Raw genomic sequence first — 15,885 nt, forward strand, 5'->3', positions numbered from 1 at the left:
ATTCGATCAGAATATTATTTAATGAGATCAAGATAGCGCGTTCCAGCGCTATCTATCAGTAAAGCGCTTGCCCTTGGTGGCAGGCTCTCAGGGTGATCTAGATCCCAATCAGACAAAACCCAGCGCTGCCAATTTTGTGACCCTAAAGATTCTTCATGATGGGCTGGTAAGTGAGTATGCCCATGGATCAGCCTATCTCCAGATTGATCTCTTAATACTGCGGCACAAGCTTCTTTAGTCACATCCATCTTGAGTTGACGTGCTTCAGAGTGTTGCGTGTGTTGATATTGTTGATGGCTATTGCTACGTAGTTGTTGTGCCACACCTTTGCGCCAATTGAGCGGCAGGTTCAAGAAGATTTTTTGAACCCAAGGCTTTCTTACCCAGCTACGAAAAGTTTGATAGCCAATGTCCGCAGTGCATAAGGCATCACCATGGGCAAGAACCCATTTTTGATTGGCAATATCTACTGAGCTGGGATCGGATAAAAAAGTCATACCCGTTTTTTTAATAAAGCTTTTCCCGATTAAGAAATCTCGATTGCCATGCAGGTAATACGTTTTGACTTTGGTGGAGAGGTTGGCGATCGCACGCTGAACTTCTTGCTGGAAAGGGGAGGATGCAGCTGCATCATCTCCTACCCAGTATTCAAATAAGTCACCCAGAATAAATACAGCCTCTACTTTTGGAGCTTCTTTTTCGCAGAAGTCAAAAAAGCGTTGCGCCGTCAAGGGCATTGACGGCGTAAGGTGTAAATCTGATATGAGCAGTGCGCTCGCGTATTGCGGAATCATTCCTCGAGAACGGTAGCTTTCTCAATGACAACATCTTCAGCAGGAACGTCTTGATGAAAACCGGAGCTACCAGTTTTTACCTTGCGGATGGTATCCACTACATTCATACCATCAGTGACTTTGCCAAAAACTGCATAGCCCCAGCCTTGAGCGTTCGGAGCTGTATGGTTTAAGAAATCATTGTCATTCACATTGATAAAGAATTGAGCGGTGGCAGAATGCGGGTCGCTAGTGCGAGCCATTGCAACGGTGTAACGATCATTCTTGAGGCCGTTGTTTGCTTCGTTTTCAATTTCTGCGCCAGTAGGCTTTTGTTTCATGCCAGCAGTCATACCGCCGCCTTGAACCATAAAGTTATCAATTACACGATGAAAGATGGTGCCATCGTAATGACCGCTCTTTACGTATTGCAAAAAGTTTGCAACGCTTTTAGGTGCCTTAGCTGCATCAAGAGTGAGGGTGATATCACCCTTATTGGTTTTTAGGAGTACTTTCGCCATTATTGGGTCTACTTTCTGGAAGGTTGGTGGATGGGTTGTTGCTTGGCACAGAATTTAAACTATTTGAGTTTGCATTGGCTGCGCGATTAACAGGGCGCTTTGCTGGCGGCTTCAATATATCCAAGAGTGCCTTAGCTCGGTTGGAGTACTGACGCTGATTTAGCAAAGCATTTTTTGCAGCATCTTCATATGCCTGTGCACCAAGACGAACATAGATCTCGCCTAAGTTGGCAGAGGCGATGGCATAGCTAGGGCGTAGTTTTAATGCAAGCTCTAAATAATCTCGGGCTTCAATCCACTGCCCTTGATTGGCGGCAATTGCTGCAAGATTGTTATATGGCTCAGGTAGCTCTGGAAACTGTTGAGTAATTTCAATCAAAGTTTTTTTGGCTTGATCAAACTGACGCATCTCAATTTGTAAGCGCGCTTTGACAAAACGCAGCTGTACATTACGCGGTGTCTTTTTAAGATCGACATTAATTTGCGTTACTGCATCTTGGTACTTGCGGGCCTTAATGAGTTTTTCAACATCGGACGGCACTGCATTCTTGTTGATTGGATCAGGCTCAATAATTAAGAAGGAGAGGAACGGTACGCCGACGGTCTCCGATAGTTCAGGGCTTAATGGGTCGTAGCCTATATCTGCTGAAAGCCTGGGGGGATCAGTCGGGCTGTAACCACCTAAATAAGCTTGTTGGGCTAATTGACCAGATTTCTGTTCCTGGGCATTTAATGCAGCAATTTCAGCATCTGCACGCTGTTGCGCGGGGGTGCTACAGCCAGTAATCAGGGCCAAGGCAGCCAAAATCGCAAAGGCTGGAGCTAGGGCGGTAAAGTTGGCAGGACGCGGCGCTGGAACAGTATGGGGCATAGGGGAAGGGGTGTGAAACGGGCTCATTCGATATACTCAGCGCTCAGTCTAACAAATTGGCGCTACTTGCCTCACCTTTATAGCTCTATGCTGCAAATCTATAACACCCTTAGCCGTTCAAAACAGGTCTTTAAGCCCATAGTGCCGGGCAAGGTGAAGATGTACGTCTGCGGTATGACGGTCTATGACTTTTGCCATATTGGCCATGCCCGGGTCATGATAGTCTTTGATATGGTGGTTCGGTGGCTTAGGGCTAGTGGCTATGAAGTGCTTTATGTACGCAATATCACTGATATCGATGACAAAATCATCAAACGGGCGATCGAAAATGGCGAACCGATTTCAGTATTAACCAATCGCTTTATTGCTGCCATGCATGCCGACTCTGATGAGTTGGATTTAATGCACCCGGATCAAGAGCCCCGTGCTACAGATTACATTGCGCAAATGCAGGGCATGATCGGCAAACTGATTGAAAATGATTTGGCGTACCAGGCTAATGATGGCGATGTGAATTTCGCTGTGCGTCTTCTGCCGCGTTACGGCCAACTCTCTGGCAAGACTTTAGATGAACTCAATGCTGGTGAACGTGTAGCGGTAGGTGACGGTAAACGTGATCCCTTAGATTTTGTTTTATGGAAAAGTGCAAAGGCTGAAGAGCCCGTTGATACCCGCTGGGAGTCACCATGGGGTGAGGGCCGTCCTGGTTGGCATATCGAATGTTCTGCCATGTCATGTGACTTGCTCGGCGAGCACTTTGATATTCATGGCGGTGGTGCTGACTTGCAGTTCCCGCATCATGAAAATGAGATTGCCCAAAGCGAAGGTGCTTTATATGGCAAAGACCGAAAAGATGACGATGCGCCCTTTGTGAATTACTGGATGCATAACGGTCACATTCGGGTGAATGAAGAGAAGATGTCCAAGTCATTGGGTAATTTTTTCTTAATCCGCGACGTGCTCAAAAGCTTTGACCCTGAAGTAGTGCGTTTCTTCATGCTGAAAGCGCATTACCGTAGTCCGATTAACTACAGCGATGCTCAGCTCGAGGAGGCTCGTTCTGGTTTGGCGCGTTTGTACACCGCCTTAGCACAAGGACCTAAAGCTCAAACGAGTGCGCTCGATCCGAATAATCCCTGGGCTAAACGCTTTGCGGATGCCATGAATGATGACTTTAATACGCCAGAGGCAATTGCAGTCTTATTTGACTTAGCAAGTGAAGTCAATCGTGCACAAGGTGATGAAAAGCATTTACTCGCAAACACCATGAAGTCTCTTGGCGCTTCCTTAAATTTCTTGCAACGTGATCCTACTGAGTTTTTGCAATCAGGCTCGAAAGATCAAGATGGCTTAAGTCCTGTGCAAATTGAAGAACAAATCGCAGCACGCGTTGCAGCTAAACAAGCAAAAGATTTTGCTCAGGCTGACCTCATCAGAAAAACATTATTAGAGCAAGGCATCGTTCTTGAAGATAAACCCGGCGGCTTAACAGAATGGCGTAGGGCTTAATGACAGCAGCAAAAGAAATCAATTCAGAAAAAGCAGCAAAAGCAGATGCAGCATCAGAAGCTCTTGTAAAAGTAATTGCCCCTGACTATTGGGAGCAGGCTTGCAAAGAGCTGATGAAGCAAGATCGTATTCTGAACAAAATCATTCCTAAAATTGGCGCAGGATTTTTAGTGACACGTGGCGACTCTTTTAATACTTTGGCCAGATCCATTGTTGGGCAACAGATTTCGGTAGCGGCAGCGCAATCAGTTTGGAATAAAGTGCTTGTTGCCAGTAAAAAGAAGGTCACCCCTAAAAATATCCTGGCACTTTCCGTAGAAGAATTGCGCGCCGCGGGTTTATCTGGACGCAAGGTTGAATACATCCGCGATTTAGCAGACCACTTCGATTCTGGGCGCTTGCATGCCAATCAGTGGAAAGATATGGATGACGAGAGTGTTATTAAGGAATTAAGCGCTATTCGGGGCATTGGCCGCTGGACAGCTGAAATGTTCCTCATTTTCAATATGGTTCGCCCCAATATCCTGCCCCTGGACGACGTTGGTCTGATTAAGGCCATGTCCCTTAATTACTTCAGCGGAGAGCCTGTGAGCCGCCATGAAGCCCGTGAGGTGGCTGCAAATTGGGCCCCGTGGCGAACGGTTGCCACTTGGTATATGTGGAGAAGTTTGGACCCAATCCCAGTTGAATATTAAAATCAGACTATGAAAACGACTTTCCTGGATTTTGAGCAGCAAATCGCCGAATTAGAGTCAAAGATTGAAGAGCTGCGTTTTGTACAAGATGAGTCATCGGTAGATATCTCCGATGAGATCAAAACGCTTGCCGAGAAAAGTCAGCAGCTCACCAAAGATGTATACGCCAATCTCACTCCTTGGCAAGTTTCTCAAGTGGCACGTCATCCACAGCGTCCTTACACCCTAGATTATGTTGGCGCCTTATTTACTGACTTCCACGAGTTGCATGGCGACCGCACATTTGCTGATGATCAATCCATCATTGGTGGCTTAGCCCGTTTTGAAAACCAACCTTGTATGGTTATTGGTCATCAAAAGGGTCGTGACACTAAAGAGCGTGCTCTGCGTAACTTTGGTATGAGTCGCCCTGAGGGGTATCGCAAAGCCATGCGCTTGATGCGTCTTGCAGAAAAGTTTGGTATTCCGGTGTTTACTTTCGTCGATACGCCAGGTGCATTCCCTGGTATTGATGCAGAAGAGCGCAATCAGTCTGAAGCGATTGGTCGTAACCTCTATGTACAAGCGGAACTCGAAGTACCTATCATCGCTACGATTATTGGCGAGGGTGGTTCTGGTGGCGCTTTAGCGATTGCCATGGGTGATGTGGTCTTGATGTTGCAAAACTCCACTTACTCTGTGATCTCTCCTGAAGGTTGTGCTTCCATCCTATGGAAGACTGCTGATAAGGCTCCAGAGGCTGCTGAGCAGTTAGGTCTTACAGCACAACGCCTTAAGGCTCTAGGTCTGATCGACAAGATTGTGGCTGAGCCGATTGGTGGCGCCCATCGTGATTACGACAATATGATGAGCAATATGCGCAAAGCACTTGCTGAGTCTTTAAAAACCTTTGATGGCATGAAAGTGGATGCATTGCTGGAGCGTCGTCATGAGCGTTTGATGAGTTATGGCAAGTTCAAGGAAATCACAGCAAAGTCCTAAGTCAGGAAAACGAATTGCGGTTGCCTTGAGTGGTGGCCTCGATTCGGTTGTGTTGCTCGACACGGTTTGCAAAGCGCAAGCTCGGAGCAAAAACAAAACTCAAACTCAAACTGAAACTGAAATCTATGCATTTCATATTCATCATGGTTTGCAAAAACCTGCAGATGATTGGTTGATCTTCTGCGAGAAGCTTGCCAAGCAATACAGGGTCCATTTTGATTTCAGACTGCTTCATCTCAACGCAGATGAAGCCCAGGGCAATATCGAAGCGAGGGCGAGAGCAGGGCGTTACGAAGCACTCACAGATCTTTGTGAAGAATATGGTATCGAAGATCTGCTTTTGGCCCATCATCAAAACGATCAAGCAGAGACAGTGCTTTTGCAACTCCTGCGCGGATCAGGGGTGGCGGGGTTATCAGGTATGCCAACCAGTAGAAAAATCAGCTCAGGGGTTCGGGGTAATCAAGGCATCACGCTTTGGCGACCATTCTTGGATCAAAGCCGACAAGAGCTTGAAGCTTATGCAAAAGAACATAAGCTCAAGTGGATTGAGGACCCCAGCAATCAAGATCGCAAATACAGACGTAATGCGATTCGTAAAGACATCATTCCAAAATTAGAAAAGATTCAACCAGAAGCTTTGGCTAATATGGCGCGTAGTGCGGAACTCTTAGGTGAGGCACAAACATTGTTGAATCGTTTGGCACAACTGGATGGGATAAACATCCTCATTCAAGAACAAGTAAAAGTAATGCCATTACTTGCTTTAGCTAAGAATGACTTGCCAGCAGCTAACAACGTTTTGAGATACTGGTTGCAAACGCAGCAATTGGCGATGCCATCTCAAGAGCGCTTACAAGCTTGGTGGCGTGAGCTTGCTAAAGTCAAAGCAGATGCCAAACTCGAGTGGCTGCATGACGAGAGCAAGATCTATCTATGGCGCGGTATGCTTCAAGTCGGGACCACAGAAGAAGGGCGCTGGGTTTTAAAAACCTTGCCAGTCAACTCCAAGAAACTAGGTCTTTCAGCTGATTGGGTTAAAGAGGCCCAAGAGAATCAACTAATCACCCTCAGAGAACGCCTAGGCTCCGAGAAGATCCAGATTAAGCCTAAGACCCCGCGTAAAACGCTCAAAAACCTCTATCAGGAGGCTGATGTGCCGCCCTGGGAGCGTCAGGTACCCTTGCTCTATATCAACGATGAATTGATCGCTGTAGCTGCGATTGGGCTGAGTTATCCGCACCTCACATCCACGGGAAGGCGAGTACTCCCGGAATGGGTGCAAAACCCTGTAAAATAAGCCCTTTTTAGACCCTCAAGGAATCATTTCCTTGTTACAGATAGTTAAATAGACGGTTTTTATGGCTCTTATCGTTCATAAATATGGCGGCACCTCAATGGGCTCAACTGAGCGCATTGCCAATGTCGCCAAACGCGTAGCTAAATGGATGCGCGCTGGCCACCAAGTGGTGGTCGTGCCTTCGGCTATGTCTGGCGAGACCAATCGCCTGCTTGGCCTTGCAAAAGAGATTAATCCTGATGCAAATCCACGTGAACTCGACCAAATCGCCTCCACTGGTGAGCAAGTCAGTTCTGGATTATTAGCTTTGGCATTAATGCGTGAAGGTATTGATGCAGTGAGTTACGCTGGCTGGCAGGTCACAGTACACACTGACTCCTCATTTACTAAAGCACGCATTAAGAGTATCGAGAGCGACAAGATTTTGAAAGATCTCAATGCAGGTCGCGCAGTTGTGGTTACTGGATTTCAGGGTGTTGATCCTATGGGCAACATTACGACATTAGGTCGCGGCGGTTCTGATACATCAGCAGTTGCAATGGCAGCAGCCTTAAAAGCCGATGAGTGTTTGATCTATACCGACGTTGATGGCGTTTACACCACTGACCCACGTGTCTGTGAAGATGCACGACGCTTAGACAAGATTACTTTTGAAGAGATGCTAGAAATGGCAAGTTTAGGTTCAAAGGTATTGCAGATTCGTTCAGTTGAGTTTGCTGGTAAGTACAAAGTTAAAACCCGGGTGCTGTCTTCATTGACAGACCCATTGATGCCTTTAGACCAAGAGATGAAGTCGGGCACCTTGATTACATTTGAAGAGGACAGCACTATGGAAGCCGCAGTTATTTCCGGCATCGCCTTTGCGCGTGATGAAGCGAAGATTACCGTTCTTGGAGTACCTGATCGTCCAGGTATCGCCTATCAAATTCTGGGTCCGATTGCGGATGCCAATATTGATGTAGACATCATTATTCAGAACCAATCCGTTGAAGGTAAGACTGACTTCACATTCACAGTGCCACGTGCTGATTATCAAAAAGCATTGGACATTCTGAAGAACACCGTTCAAGCGCATATTGAAGCAAAAGAAATCTCTGGCGATCCAAAGGTGTCTAAAGTTTCAGTAGTGGGCGTTGGCATGCGTTCACACGTAGGTATCGCTAGCAAGATGTTCCGCACCTTGTCAGAAGAGGGCATCAATATCTTGATGATCTCCACTAGCGAAATCAAGATCTCAGTGGTGATTGATGAGAAATACATGGAATTGGCTGTACGCGCCTTGCATAAGGCATTTGAGCTGGATCAGAAGTAAGTCAAAAGCGCAATAAACCCCTCAGAAGCGGTTATCCGTTAAACTGTGGGGCGTTGTAATAGTAAGAAGTACGGAGACGTGGCCGAGCTGGTCGAAGGCACTCCCCTGCTAAGGGAGCATCGGGGCTAAAACTCTGATCGGAGGTTCGAATCCTCTCGTCTCCGCCAGCACTTTTGGCATTTTTTCCTCTTTTTACTATATGCAACATAGACTTAGCCCCTTAACCGGGGCTTTTTCTTTATTGCTCCCGCTTACCAGTACGCTTACCACCCAAATAATATGTGGTTGTAGATATGTGGCCAATACCATTTAAGCCAATAATCGCTTGTTGCATCTTGGCAGCATGGTTAATTAATTGAATACACTAGATTTCAATATAAAAGCCAAAATCGTGTCTTATCCAATTTATGAAACTTCATGTACTGAGTGATTTGCATCTAGAGTTTGCTGACTTTACCCCTGCATCAAATACGGCAGATGTGATTGTTCTGGCGGGTGATATCGGCCTTCGCGCGGAAGGTGTAACTTGGGCCAGGAAATCTTTTCCGGATCAAGAAATTATTTATGTGGCTGGCAACCATGAGTTCTATGGTTCTCAGCGTTCTCATGTCATTGAGGACATCCAAAATACATGCGCAGAAAACGACATTCATTTCCTTGATGACTATGGGATTGAGTTACATGATTCGCAGTTAAATACTCCCGTCCGCTTTTTGGGAGCTACGTTATGGACGGACTTTTTATTATTTGGCGAAGATCTTCAATCTAAATGCTTATCGTATGGCGAGCTTTACTTAAATGACTTCAGAAGAATCCGTGACGGAGGTAGAAATTTTTCCCCAAAAAAGTCTATCCAATTGCATGAAAAGTCACTGGCTTGGTTGCAAAAAGAGTTAGAGAGTCCCTTTAAAGGCAAGACGGTAGTGGTTACTCATCATCTACCCTCAATGAGCTCAGTAGCAGAGCGATATAAACCGGATCTACTATCCGCCTGTTTTTCATCCGAGTTAGCCCATCTCTTTGGAAAGATGTCTCTATGGATTCATGGGCATACACATGATTCCTGTGATTATGAAATGAATGGCACTAGGGTGGTTTGTAATCCTCGCGGTTATGTGCGATCTAACCATGCTGAGAACCCAGCATTTAATCCATCTTTGATAATTGAAATCTAGTTACCCACCATACGCTTCATAATGAGAGCTTAGTTTTTGGCTAGGGTCTTGATTAATTCAGGGCTGCAAATATCATCGATACGTCTAAAGGCTAGAGAGATTTCTTCGATTTGAACTGCAGCAATTCCAAGGCTTTCAAAGTGTGTTTTCCATTGCCTAGTTACTCGCCATACACGATCGATAATGTCGCATGCTTGCTGTGCGGATAGGCCAAAGCGCTCTTTGGCACCATAGGCATTATCTAGTGTGGCCAATTTACCTTGTGGTCCAACGCCTAGATGTTGATAACGCTCACTTGCAATGACTGCATGAGGCATCACGTCATAGAGTGGACTCAAGCTCCAGCCTTTAAGCGCGTGGCTCCATAAGAATGCATGATTGCGTAGATGATCATCATCGTTACTAACAAAAATATTAAAGATCATGCGTGCATATAGTTCTTCAATATCAGCTTTGACTACTTGAACTACGCAATATCTGCGGATGGCATCCGCAATATCCATATAGCTTTTTGTATTGGATTCTGATTCGTGACAGGCAACTAAGGTGAGGGCGCTAACGACATGATTACGAACTTCTATTGGCCGAGCAAAAGCAGTCCAAGAGCGATCAAAGCGTTTGACCATCAACACTTTTTTCTTGCCAACTTGTTCTAATTGAGTTTGCGCTACATTAAGACCGGCTAACTGCGCAAGTTTGAGTGTGGCGTATTCAATGCTTGGTACATCTAAAGCGCCATCTTTATTACCTGGGAACTTAGCCATCCATAAAATGTTTTCATCATCGCGCACGCTTGCCTTAGGACGCATGCCCCCAAGACCGCTACCCACAATCAAAATTTTGGATAGTGCTTCTGATACCGGCAAGCCCGCCTCAATCTTCTGTGCACCCTCGAGTACGTATGACAGATTGTGAATACTTTCATGAGCAGGGCGCTCCTCTTGATCTAAAGAAGACCGAATGTCTAAAGCCCCAACACGATCACTGCCTGCTTCGAGTAGATAGGTTGATTCTGGCAGGCTATTGGCTGGAACCTTAAGCCTAGCTTCAATCACTCTTCTTCCCCAAGAATCAGGAGCAGCATCCCGAATTCCACCAAAAGCCTCTAAGCCGTTAGGTGGAATGAGGCGTTTACCTTTGATCTCACTTTTACTCCTAAGACTAAGGGCGACTGGATCCACTTCTTGTGCGTTGCTCCTATCTAAGTAACGCAAGCCATAAGCAAATGATGAGGTAATGAGTCTTGAGCCTTCTTCATCTACTTGCAGTTGACCTGCTGGTACAAATTGCCCATCAAGATTGGCAAAGACAAAAAGATCCTTAGTGGTATTGGCCATCAGAAATCAAGCGCTTTCATTTCCGCTGCACTTAAATCACGCACGCGTTGTGGACGTGAGCGACGCTCTAAAGCAATGATCGCAGGATCATCTCCGCTTAAGAGTTGCAACAAGTTCATGCCTGGAGCGATTGCATCTAAGTAACGCAGGAGCGCACCAACGGCTACACCAGGATCACCCTTTTCAATGCGCTGTGCAGTGGCGCGAGATAGGCCGGCACGGATTGCTGCTTCACCTTGGCGAACACGACGCGCAAGACGCAAAGAAACAAGGCATTGCGCTATTTCAGCGGATTGGCCAAGTTGCTTTGATGCTAGGGTCAGTTCTTGATCTACGCGCATAGTTGCCTCATGCATTTTGTTAAGTATGAGGCTTTAATATACCTGTTTATACGCCATAGGTCAATAAATATGACTCATAAATGAGTCTTTAAGTGATTTAATTACTTATTTATAAGTCATTTAATGGTTTATAGTAGAAAATGTAGGCTTGTAATTCCGTTAAAGGGACATCTCTCGTCTCCGCCATCACTTTTGGCATTTTTTCCGCTTTTTACTATATGCAACAGTGACTTAGCCCCCCCTAACCGGGGCTTTTTCTTTAATACTCCCGCTTACCGGTACGCTTACCACTCAAATAATATTTGATTCCAGACATGTGGCTAATGCAGTGGAAGCTATGAATCTCTTATTTCACTAAAAGATCAATAGAGCTTGCTTGCTGCGCAGATGGGTAATAAGCGAAATGAAGTGAAGACTTAATTTTCTAGGTCTTCACTACCTTCATCAATCTTGTAATGAAACTCTGGTTTTTTAGTAGCCGCTGCCACCGCTTTGCTTTTATCTACATGCGCTGCATCAGTTAAGTAGCACCACCCAAAAAATGGGATTGGTTCTTGTGCCGCTTTTTCTCTGTCTTCAGTGGTAAATGTGGTCATCATTGCCCCCAAAATTAAGGAATGGTTACTTATGGGCTGTTAGAGCAAGCTGAGGAGACCGGAAAGGAGCAGAATTGCTCTTCATCTCCCATAAGTAGGCTTTCAGTGTGAGCTGATTAATGTGACATTTCTATCTCAGATTGAAATATTTTTTTAATAAATTTTAAGAGGTGAAATTGTAATATTTGGGCTTGATATCAAGACCTCAAATATGACAATGACATTTAAAAATTCATATAGCTGTCATATAAAAAGAAGAGCATCACAGTCAAGTTCAATGGCAAATTGAAGGAGATAGAAAATGCAAGATCAAAACCTCAATGACAAGGTTATTCATTTAAGAAGAATGGCTGCAGAGCATTTTCAAAAAGCAGCATGGAATCAATTATTGGCTTTAGATAATTATCAACAGAATAATCTCTTAGCTGCCGAACGTTTTGCCCAACTCTCTTTTGATGATCAGATGAATGGGGTGGAGTGCGCAGAACTGGCCGATGCTGAGTCACTGGTATTGCTAGATCTCAATATTGAGGGGGGATATTGAATATTGCCAATTCATTATCCTGGCTCGCTAGCTCTATTGTGAAGAAAACATTTCTTTTATGTTTGCTAATAGGCGCTCAATCTTGTTTTGCAGTCACAGAGCTACCCCCTTATGATTTACAGGTATTTATAGAAAAAGCGGGAGCAGCTTTTAAGGTACAAGCAAGCTACTTAGCGCCAGTTAGCCAGTGCGAGGCATATACCTTTTTGACAGATTATGAGGACGTAAAAACGACCCCGGGAATTGTTGAATCTAAGATACGCAGAAGAAATGGTAATAAGGTTACTGTTGAAAGGCTCATTGAGGAGCGGGTTTTATTATTCCCGATTCAACTGCGTTATGAATTAGAGTTTACGGAGCTACCTCAGCAGGGTCTAAATTTCATACAGATTAAAGGCGATAACAAAGCCTTTTCTGGTACATGGAGACTGCATAGCAATGAGAGGGGCGTGCTGGTGCGATATTCCAGCATCATGGAGCCAGATTCTGTCATTCCAAATGGGGTCATAGAATATTTCATGAGAAATAATATTCGGAAGGGTTTTGAAATGATGGCTGAGGGAATGGAGCGCAGCCGCGACACTCTGAGTTTGGCCTGTAAATAGCCTATCTTTCTAGCGAATATTCAAATAAAGCTTCACCCATACGAATGTGGTCGCCCAAATTGAAGCTTGGTAGCAGGCGATAATTTTTTGGAGCAAAAACAATAATAGTTGAGCCATGCTGAAACCAGCCTAATTCCTCTCCGCGAGTGACAGCAACATCGCAGTCAATCTCATTGGGGCCTTTGTACTGTAGATGAAAGAGGAGATTAATACAGTGCATTCGTATGCTCGCAACAAGAATGGCAGCTACAGGCACTAGAGTCAGAGTTTTATTTTCAGCGCTGTTATCTGGGTGGTCTATTTCACATTCAATTACGGCTCTTTCATTCTTGCAAAAGAGTCGTTCAACTCGCTTAAGTGCAATCGGGTTTACATTCCAAGTATCACCAGAGATATAAGTGATTTTTCTGATCCGCATTGCCGTTGGAGCATGAAATCGGTGGTACATGCTTGAAGTAAGTCGTAAGGTTACATATTCACATCCCTCATAACTCTTGGCTAAGCTCTTGTTGGGAATTAGGTCTTCTAGGTCGTAAGGAAAGCCCTTGGCTTGAAAAATTTCACCATTGCTCACTTTTCCAAATGCTCCAATCAAAGCATCACATGGACTTACTAGACTATTAAAGTTCTGATTAATTGGTCTTGCATTGGGCTTCAGTTCACGCGTAAAGCAGGCATGCATACTTTTAAAGTGCTGACTCTTCGCTTCTGATAAATCAAGTGCAGAAAAGAATTTCCAAACCTGGATAGAGATATAGGCAATCACAGGGTTTTCAATTTGACTAAACCAGCCAATAAAGCGAGTAAGCGTATTGCGGGGGATGCGATTAGTCAGAAGGAAATTGAGGTCTTCCTGGGACAGAATGCTTTGGATAGTTTTTTTCATTGACATAATTTTGTCAAACAAATGAAGTAAAAGTGTCAAGAAAGATCAATTGGAGTATTTATGAATAGTTGGATCGCACTAAGTATATTCGGAGCAGGGATTGGAGTGTGGATTGCTCGTAAGGTCTATACAAGATTACAGCTATCTAAGGCCAAGCATCCCTCTCTGGCTGGACACTCTCGCATGGCAAAGAGGGTAGCCCGTTTAATCCCTTTTTACTCCTTTAATCGAGAGGCCTTTTTTAAAGTCGATGGTGCGCCAGACAATGTCGCCTCCTTAAGAGAATCTGGTTTTATGCGCTTAGCGCATATCTATCAAGAGCGTTTTGCAAAATCGGTTGCCTTGACAAATCAGGCAGCTAAAAACATATCAGATCTGCAATTCACGGGTAGGTATCGAGTGCCCTTTCAATTTAGCCCTTTTGTTAGCGAGCATTTGAAATCTGGCAGCTTTATGCAGTCGTCATCTGGAGTTACCTTGACTGATCTAGACGGCAATGTCTTTTATGACTTAACCGGGTCATATGGCGTCAATGTTCTCGGATATGACTTTTATAAAAAGTCCATTGAAGATGGGGCCAAACGTGTTTCTGAGCTGGGGCCTGTCTTAGGGTTTTACAACCCAATTGTTGCTGACAATGTAAAACGTTTGACGGCCATTTCGGGATTAGATGAAATATCCTTTCATATGTCTGGTACAGAGGCCGTAATGCAGGCGGTGCGCTTGGCTCGTTACCATACAAAGCGTAGCCATGTGGTGCGGTTTAATGGCGCCTATCACGGTTGGTGGGAAGATGTTCAGCCTGGCATAGGTAATCCACTTCCTCCCCGGGAAACCTACACACTCAAGGAGATGGATCAAGATACCTTGCGTGTGCTTCGCAACCGGAAAAATATTGCTTGTGTATTAGTGAATCCATTGCAGGCTATGCATCCGAATAAGGGGGCGCCCGGTGACTCATCTCTCTTAGATAGCTCGCGTACTGCGCATTATGATCGTGCCGCCTATACCAAATGGCTCCACGAATTAAGAGAGGTTTGCACAAATAATGGAATTGTTCTCATTTTTGATGAGGTATTCGTCGGATTTCGTTTGGCACAGGGAGGCGCTCAAGAGTACTTTGGCGTACGGGCTGACATGGTGACTTACGGTAAAACCTTGGGCGGTGGATTGCCGATTGGGGTAGTGTGCGGACGTAGTGATTTAATGAAGCGGTTCAGGGAAGAAAAGCCAGCTGACATCTGCTTTGCAAGGGGGACTTTTAACTCGCACCCCTATGTCATGGGTGCGATGCAAGTATTTTTAGAGCAGCTTGAAACTTCAGCTATCAAAAAAATGTATGAAGATTTAGATGAAGTTTGGAATCGTCGCGCTAATCTCTTTAATGAAAAATTAATTTCATTAAATTTGCCAGTCAGGGTCGCGAATATGTCTAGTATTTGGACCATCTATTTCACTGAGCCTAGCCGCTATAACTGGATGTTTCAGTACTACTTGAAGGAACAAGGCCTAGCACTAAGCTGGATTGGAACGGGAAGATTCATTTTCAGTCTGAACTATAGTGATGCAGACATGCTGGCCGTCCTAGAGCGCTTTATTGCTGCAGCCCAGTCTATGAAGCAGGATGCTTGGTGGTGGAATGGAAACGGGCTAAGCAATAAAGCGATTAAACGTCAAATTTTCAAAGAGATGCTATTCGGAAGAAGAAACAACCGATATGCATCTGCTTTAGGAGTTGATTGAGCCTAGGTTTTCCTCGCTGAGTTCAAGGTGGTTCATCGGGTCGATGAGTTGACCGCGCAATAAATACAGGGGTGCAGTCGCATAAATTTTTGCATCATGGAATGGGTCAGTGATAATTTTTGTCATCCATGCCAAGGCAGCTTCAACGTCATGAATGAAAAAGAGATGGAAAGTGCGAAAAAGCACGCCACCAACGCCAAGCCAGAGCCATAGGAGGCCGGTTTGTCGAATAAAGCCCTCTGTATTTGTGAAAGTATTTAAGGCAACAAATTTTTGCAAGAATACGGGATTGAAATACACCAGTACTGGGATTGCCGCCCAAATAGATAAAAGAACAATTTTTCTATTGAGGTTGTAGCCTACTTTAATTTTCTCTTTGTACTCATGGGTGGCTTTATTAACCTCGTCATAACCTTTTGGCTCAAAAAAGAAATGACCGCTTTGACGAGTTGTCATGGCAACAAGCCAAGCAAGCAATGAAGCTGCAATAGGATCTGTAAACAATAAAAAGTAGGCAGTTAAGAAACTCAGGGCGCTAACAAGGTGTAGCGATTGATTGATGCGGCTATGGTGATAATAGCGATGATCATCCCAGCGCTGTTTTTTTAGGGTTTCAAAAAATTGAATCAATTTTGGTTCCTCTGAATATTGAAGTACTTTATTACAAAAATATTAATCTCACCCATATTTACAATT

General features: G+C 44.7%; 17 protein-coding genes and 1 tRNA gene. 10 read left to right on the forward strand and 8 right to left on the reverse strand.

Going from position 1 to position 15,885, the window contains the following annotated elements; genetic code table 11:
* Positions 1–14 precede the first annotated feature (14 nt).
* Genes AOC20_RS04170 through AOC20_RS04180 form a run of 3 tightly spaced genes read right to left on the reverse strand, consistent with a single transcriptional unit; the run spans position 15 to position 2,192 of the window.
* Complete coding sequence (locus AOC20_RS04170) at positions 15–794, reverse strand: UDP-2,3-diacylglucosamine diphosphatase (protein WP_215361755.1); 780 nt, start codon at positions 792–794, stop codon at positions 15–17.
* On the reverse strand, positions 791–1,294 hold the full coding sequence (locus AOC20_RS04175) for a peptidylprolyl isomerase (protein ID WP_215361757.1): 504 nt from the start codon (positions 1,292–1,294) through the stop codon (positions 791–793). Before AOC20_RS04175 ends, AOC20_RS04170 begins: the two co-directional genes overlap by 4 nt.
* Positions 1,266–2,192 (reverse strand): tetratricopeptide repeat protein, encoded by a 927-nt coding sequence (locus AOC20_RS04180; protein WP_215361759.1) that lies wholly within the window; start codon positions 2,190–2,192, stop codon positions 1,266–1,268. The genes AOC20_RS04175 and AOC20_RS04180 overlap by 29 nt, the downstream gene beginning before the upstream one ends.
* A gap of 60 nt (positions 2,193–2,252) precedes the next feature.
* Between AOC20_RS04180 and cysS the strand changes: the two genes are divergently transcribed.
* The 7 genes from cysS (at position 2,253) to AOC20_RS04215 (ending at position 9,137) form a co-directional block, all read left to right on the forward strand.
* The gene (gene cysS / locus AOC20_RS04185) at positions 2,253–3,674 is read left to right on the forward strand and encodes a cysteine--tRNA ligase (RefSeq protein WP_215361761.1); all 1,422 of its coding nucleotides are present in this window, start codon (positions 2,253–2,255) and stop codon (positions 3,672–3,674) included.
* The gene (locus tag AOC20_RS04190) at positions 3,674–4,369 is read left to right on the forward strand and encodes a DNA-3-methyladenine glycosylase family protein (RefSeq protein WP_215361763.1); all 696 of its coding nucleotides are present in this window, start codon (positions 3,674–3,676) and stop codon (positions 4,367–4,369) included. Before cysS ends, AOC20_RS04190 begins: the two co-directional genes overlap by 1 nt.
* A 9-nt stretch (positions 4,370–4,378) precedes the next feature.
* On the forward strand, positions 4,379–5,350 hold the full coding sequence (locus AOC20_RS04195) for an acetyl-CoA carboxylase carboxyltransferase subunit alpha (RefSeq protein WP_215361765.1): 972 nt from the start codon (positions 4,379–4,381) through the stop codon (positions 5,348–5,350).
* On the forward strand, positions 5,316–6,650 hold the full coding sequence (gene tilS, locus AOC20_RS04200; RefSeq protein ID WP_215361767.1) for a tRNA lysidine(34) synthetase TilS: 1,335 nt from the start codon (positions 5,316–5,318) through the stop codon (positions 6,648–6,650). The genes AOC20_RS04195 and tilS overlap by 35 nt, the downstream gene beginning before the upstream one ends.
* Positions 6,651–6,711: 61 nt before the next feature.
* On the forward strand, positions 6,712–7,962 hold the full coding sequence (locus AOC20_RS04205; protein WP_215361769.1) for an aspartate kinase: 1,251 nt from the start codon (positions 6,712–6,714) through the stop codon (positions 7,960–7,962).
* A 72-nt stretch (positions 7,963–8,034) separates the two neighbouring features.
* Positions 8,035–8,129, forward strand: a tRNA-Ser gene (locus AOC20_RS04210).
* 240 nt (positions 8,130–8,369) lie between these two features.
* Complete coding sequence (locus AOC20_RS04215) at positions 8,370–9,137, forward strand: metallophosphoesterase (protein WP_215361771.1); 768 nt, start codon at positions 8,370–8,372, stop codon at positions 9,135–9,137.
* Between the two features lie 29 nt (positions 9,138–9,166).
* Here AOC20_RS04215 and AOC20_RS04220 read toward each other — a convergent pair whose 3' ends face one another.
* From AOC20_RS04220 to AOC20_RS04230, 3 genes are all read right to left on the reverse strand, one after another.
* The gene (locus AOC20_RS04220; RefSeq protein ID WP_215361773.1) at positions 9,167–10,474 is read right to left on the reverse strand and encodes a type II toxin-antitoxin system HipA family toxin; all 1,308 of its coding nucleotides are present in this window, start codon (positions 10,472–10,474) and stop codon (positions 9,167–9,169) included.
* Complete coding sequence (locus AOC20_RS04225; protein WP_251373155.1) at positions 10,474–10,830, reverse strand: helix-turn-helix domain-containing protein; 357 nt, start codon at positions 10,828–10,830, stop codon at positions 10,474–10,476. The genes AOC20_RS04220 and AOC20_RS04225 overlap by 1 nt, the downstream gene beginning before the upstream one ends.
* Positions 10,831–11,231: 401 nt before the next feature.
* Positions 11,232–11,414 (reverse strand): hypothetical protein, encoded by a 183-nt coding sequence (locus AOC20_RS04230; RefSeq protein ID WP_215361775.1) that lies wholly within the window; start codon positions 11,412–11,414, stop codon positions 11,232–11,234.
* A gap of 298 nt (positions 11,415–11,712) precedes the next feature.
* Here AOC20_RS04230 and AOC20_RS04235 point away from each other — a divergent pair, with 298 nt between their 5' ends.
* Positions 11,713–11,955 (forward strand): hypothetical protein, encoded by a 243-nt coding sequence (locus AOC20_RS04235; RefSeq protein WP_215361777.1) that lies wholly within the window; start codon positions 11,713–11,715, stop codon positions 11,953–11,955.
* A complete protein-coding gene (locus AOC20_RS04240) occupies positions 11,952–12,560 on the forward strand; it encodes an SRPBCC family protein (RefSeq protein ID WP_215361779.1) in 609 nt (202 codons plus the stop codon). The genes AOC20_RS04235 and AOC20_RS04240 overlap by 4 nt, the downstream gene beginning before the upstream one ends.
* 1 nt (position 12,561) lies before the next feature.
* Here the strand turns inward: AOC20_RS04240 and asd are convergent, their stop codons facing one another.
* Positions 12,562–13,446 (reverse strand): archaetidylserine decarboxylase, encoded by an 885-nt coding sequence (asd, locus tag AOC20_RS04245; protein WP_251373156.1) that lies wholly within the window; start codon positions 13,444–13,446, stop codon positions 12,562–12,564.
* Positions 13,447–13,506: 60 nt separating this feature from the next.
* Between asd and AOC20_RS04250 the strand changes: the two genes are divergently transcribed.
* Complete coding sequence (locus tag AOC20_RS04250) at positions 13,507–15,189, forward strand: aminotransferase class III-fold pyridoxal phosphate-dependent enzyme (RefSeq protein WP_251373157.1); 1,683 nt, start codon at positions 13,507–13,509, stop codon at positions 15,187–15,189.
* Here AOC20_RS04250 and AOC20_RS04255 read toward each other — a convergent pair.
* The gene (locus AOC20_RS04255; protein ID WP_215361783.1) at positions 15,175–15,819 is read right to left on the reverse strand and encodes a hypothetical protein; all 645 of its coding nucleotides are present in this window, start codon (positions 15,817–15,819) and stop codon (positions 15,175–15,177) included. The genes AOC20_RS04250 and AOC20_RS04255 overlap by 15 nt on opposite strands.
* Positions 15,820–15,885: the final 66 nt, after the last annotated feature.

It is taken from the genome of Polynucleobacter ibericus, from assembly GCF_018687955.1.
Classification (GTDB): domain Bacteria; phylum Pseudomonadota; class Gammaproteobacteria; order Burkholderiales; family Burkholderiaceae; genus Polynucleobacter; species Polynucleobacter ibericus.

Excerpts from the sequence above, each read along its gene's own strand:
- AOC20_RS04170 (WP_215361755.1), bottom strand. The coding sequence starts at position 794 with ATGATTCCGCAATACGCGAGCGCACTGCTCATATCAGATTTACACCTT.
- AOC20_RS04175 (WP_215361757.1), bottom strand. The coding sequence starts at position 1,294 with ATGGCGAAAGTACTCCTAAAAACCAATAAGGGTGATATCACCCTCACT.
- AOC20_RS04180 (WP_215361759.1), bottom strand. The coding sequence starts at position 2,192 with ATGAGCCCGTTTCACACCCCTTCCCCTATGCCCCATACTGTTCCAGCG.
- cysS (WP_215361761.1), top strand. The coding sequence starts at position 2,253 with ATGCTGCAAATCTATAACACCCTTAGCCGTTCAAAACAGGTCTTTAAG.
- AOC20_RS04190 (WP_215361763.1), top strand. The coding sequence starts at position 3,674 with ATGACAGCAGCAAAAGAAATCAATTCAGAAAAAGCAGCAAAAGCAGAT.
- AOC20_RS04195 (WP_215361765.1), top strand. The coding sequence starts at position 4,379 with ATGAAAACGACTTTCCTGGATTTTGAGCAGCAAATCGCCGAATTAGAG.
- tilS (WP_215361767.1), top strand. The coding sequence starts at position 5,316 with ATGGCAAGTTCAAGGAAATCACAGCAAAGTCCTAAGTCAGGAAAACGA.
- AOC20_RS04205 (WP_215361769.1), top strand. The coding sequence starts at position 6,712 with ATGGCTCTTATCGTTCATAAATATGGCGGCACCTCAATGGGCTCAACT.
- AOC20_RS04215 (WP_215361771.1), top strand. The coding sequence starts at position 8,370 with ATGAAACTTCATGTACTGAGTGATTTGCATCTAGAGTTTGCTGACTTT.
- AOC20_RS04220 (WP_215361773.1), bottom strand. The coding sequence starts at position 10,474 with ATGGCCAATACCACTAAGGATCTTTTTGTCTTTGCCAATCTTGATGGG.
- AOC20_RS04225 (WP_251373155.1), bottom strand. The coding sequence starts at position 10,830 with ATGCATGAGGCAACTATGCGCGTAGATCAAGAACTGACCCTAGCATCA.
- AOC20_RS04230 (WP_215361775.1), bottom strand. The coding sequence starts at position 11,414 with ATGATGACCACATTTACCACTGAAGACAGAGAAAAAGCGGCACAAGAA.
- AOC20_RS04235 (WP_215361777.1), top strand. The coding sequence starts at position 11,713 with ATGCAAGATCAAAACCTCAATGACAAGGTTATTCATTTAAGAAGAATG.
- asd (WP_251373156.1), bottom strand. The coding sequence starts at position 13,446 with ATGAAAAAAACTATCCAAAGCATTCTGTCCCAGGAAGACCTCAATTTC.
- AOC20_RS04250 (WP_251373157.1), top strand. The coding sequence starts at position 13,507 with ATGAATAGTTGGATCGCACTAAGTATATTCGGAGCAGGGATTGGAGTG.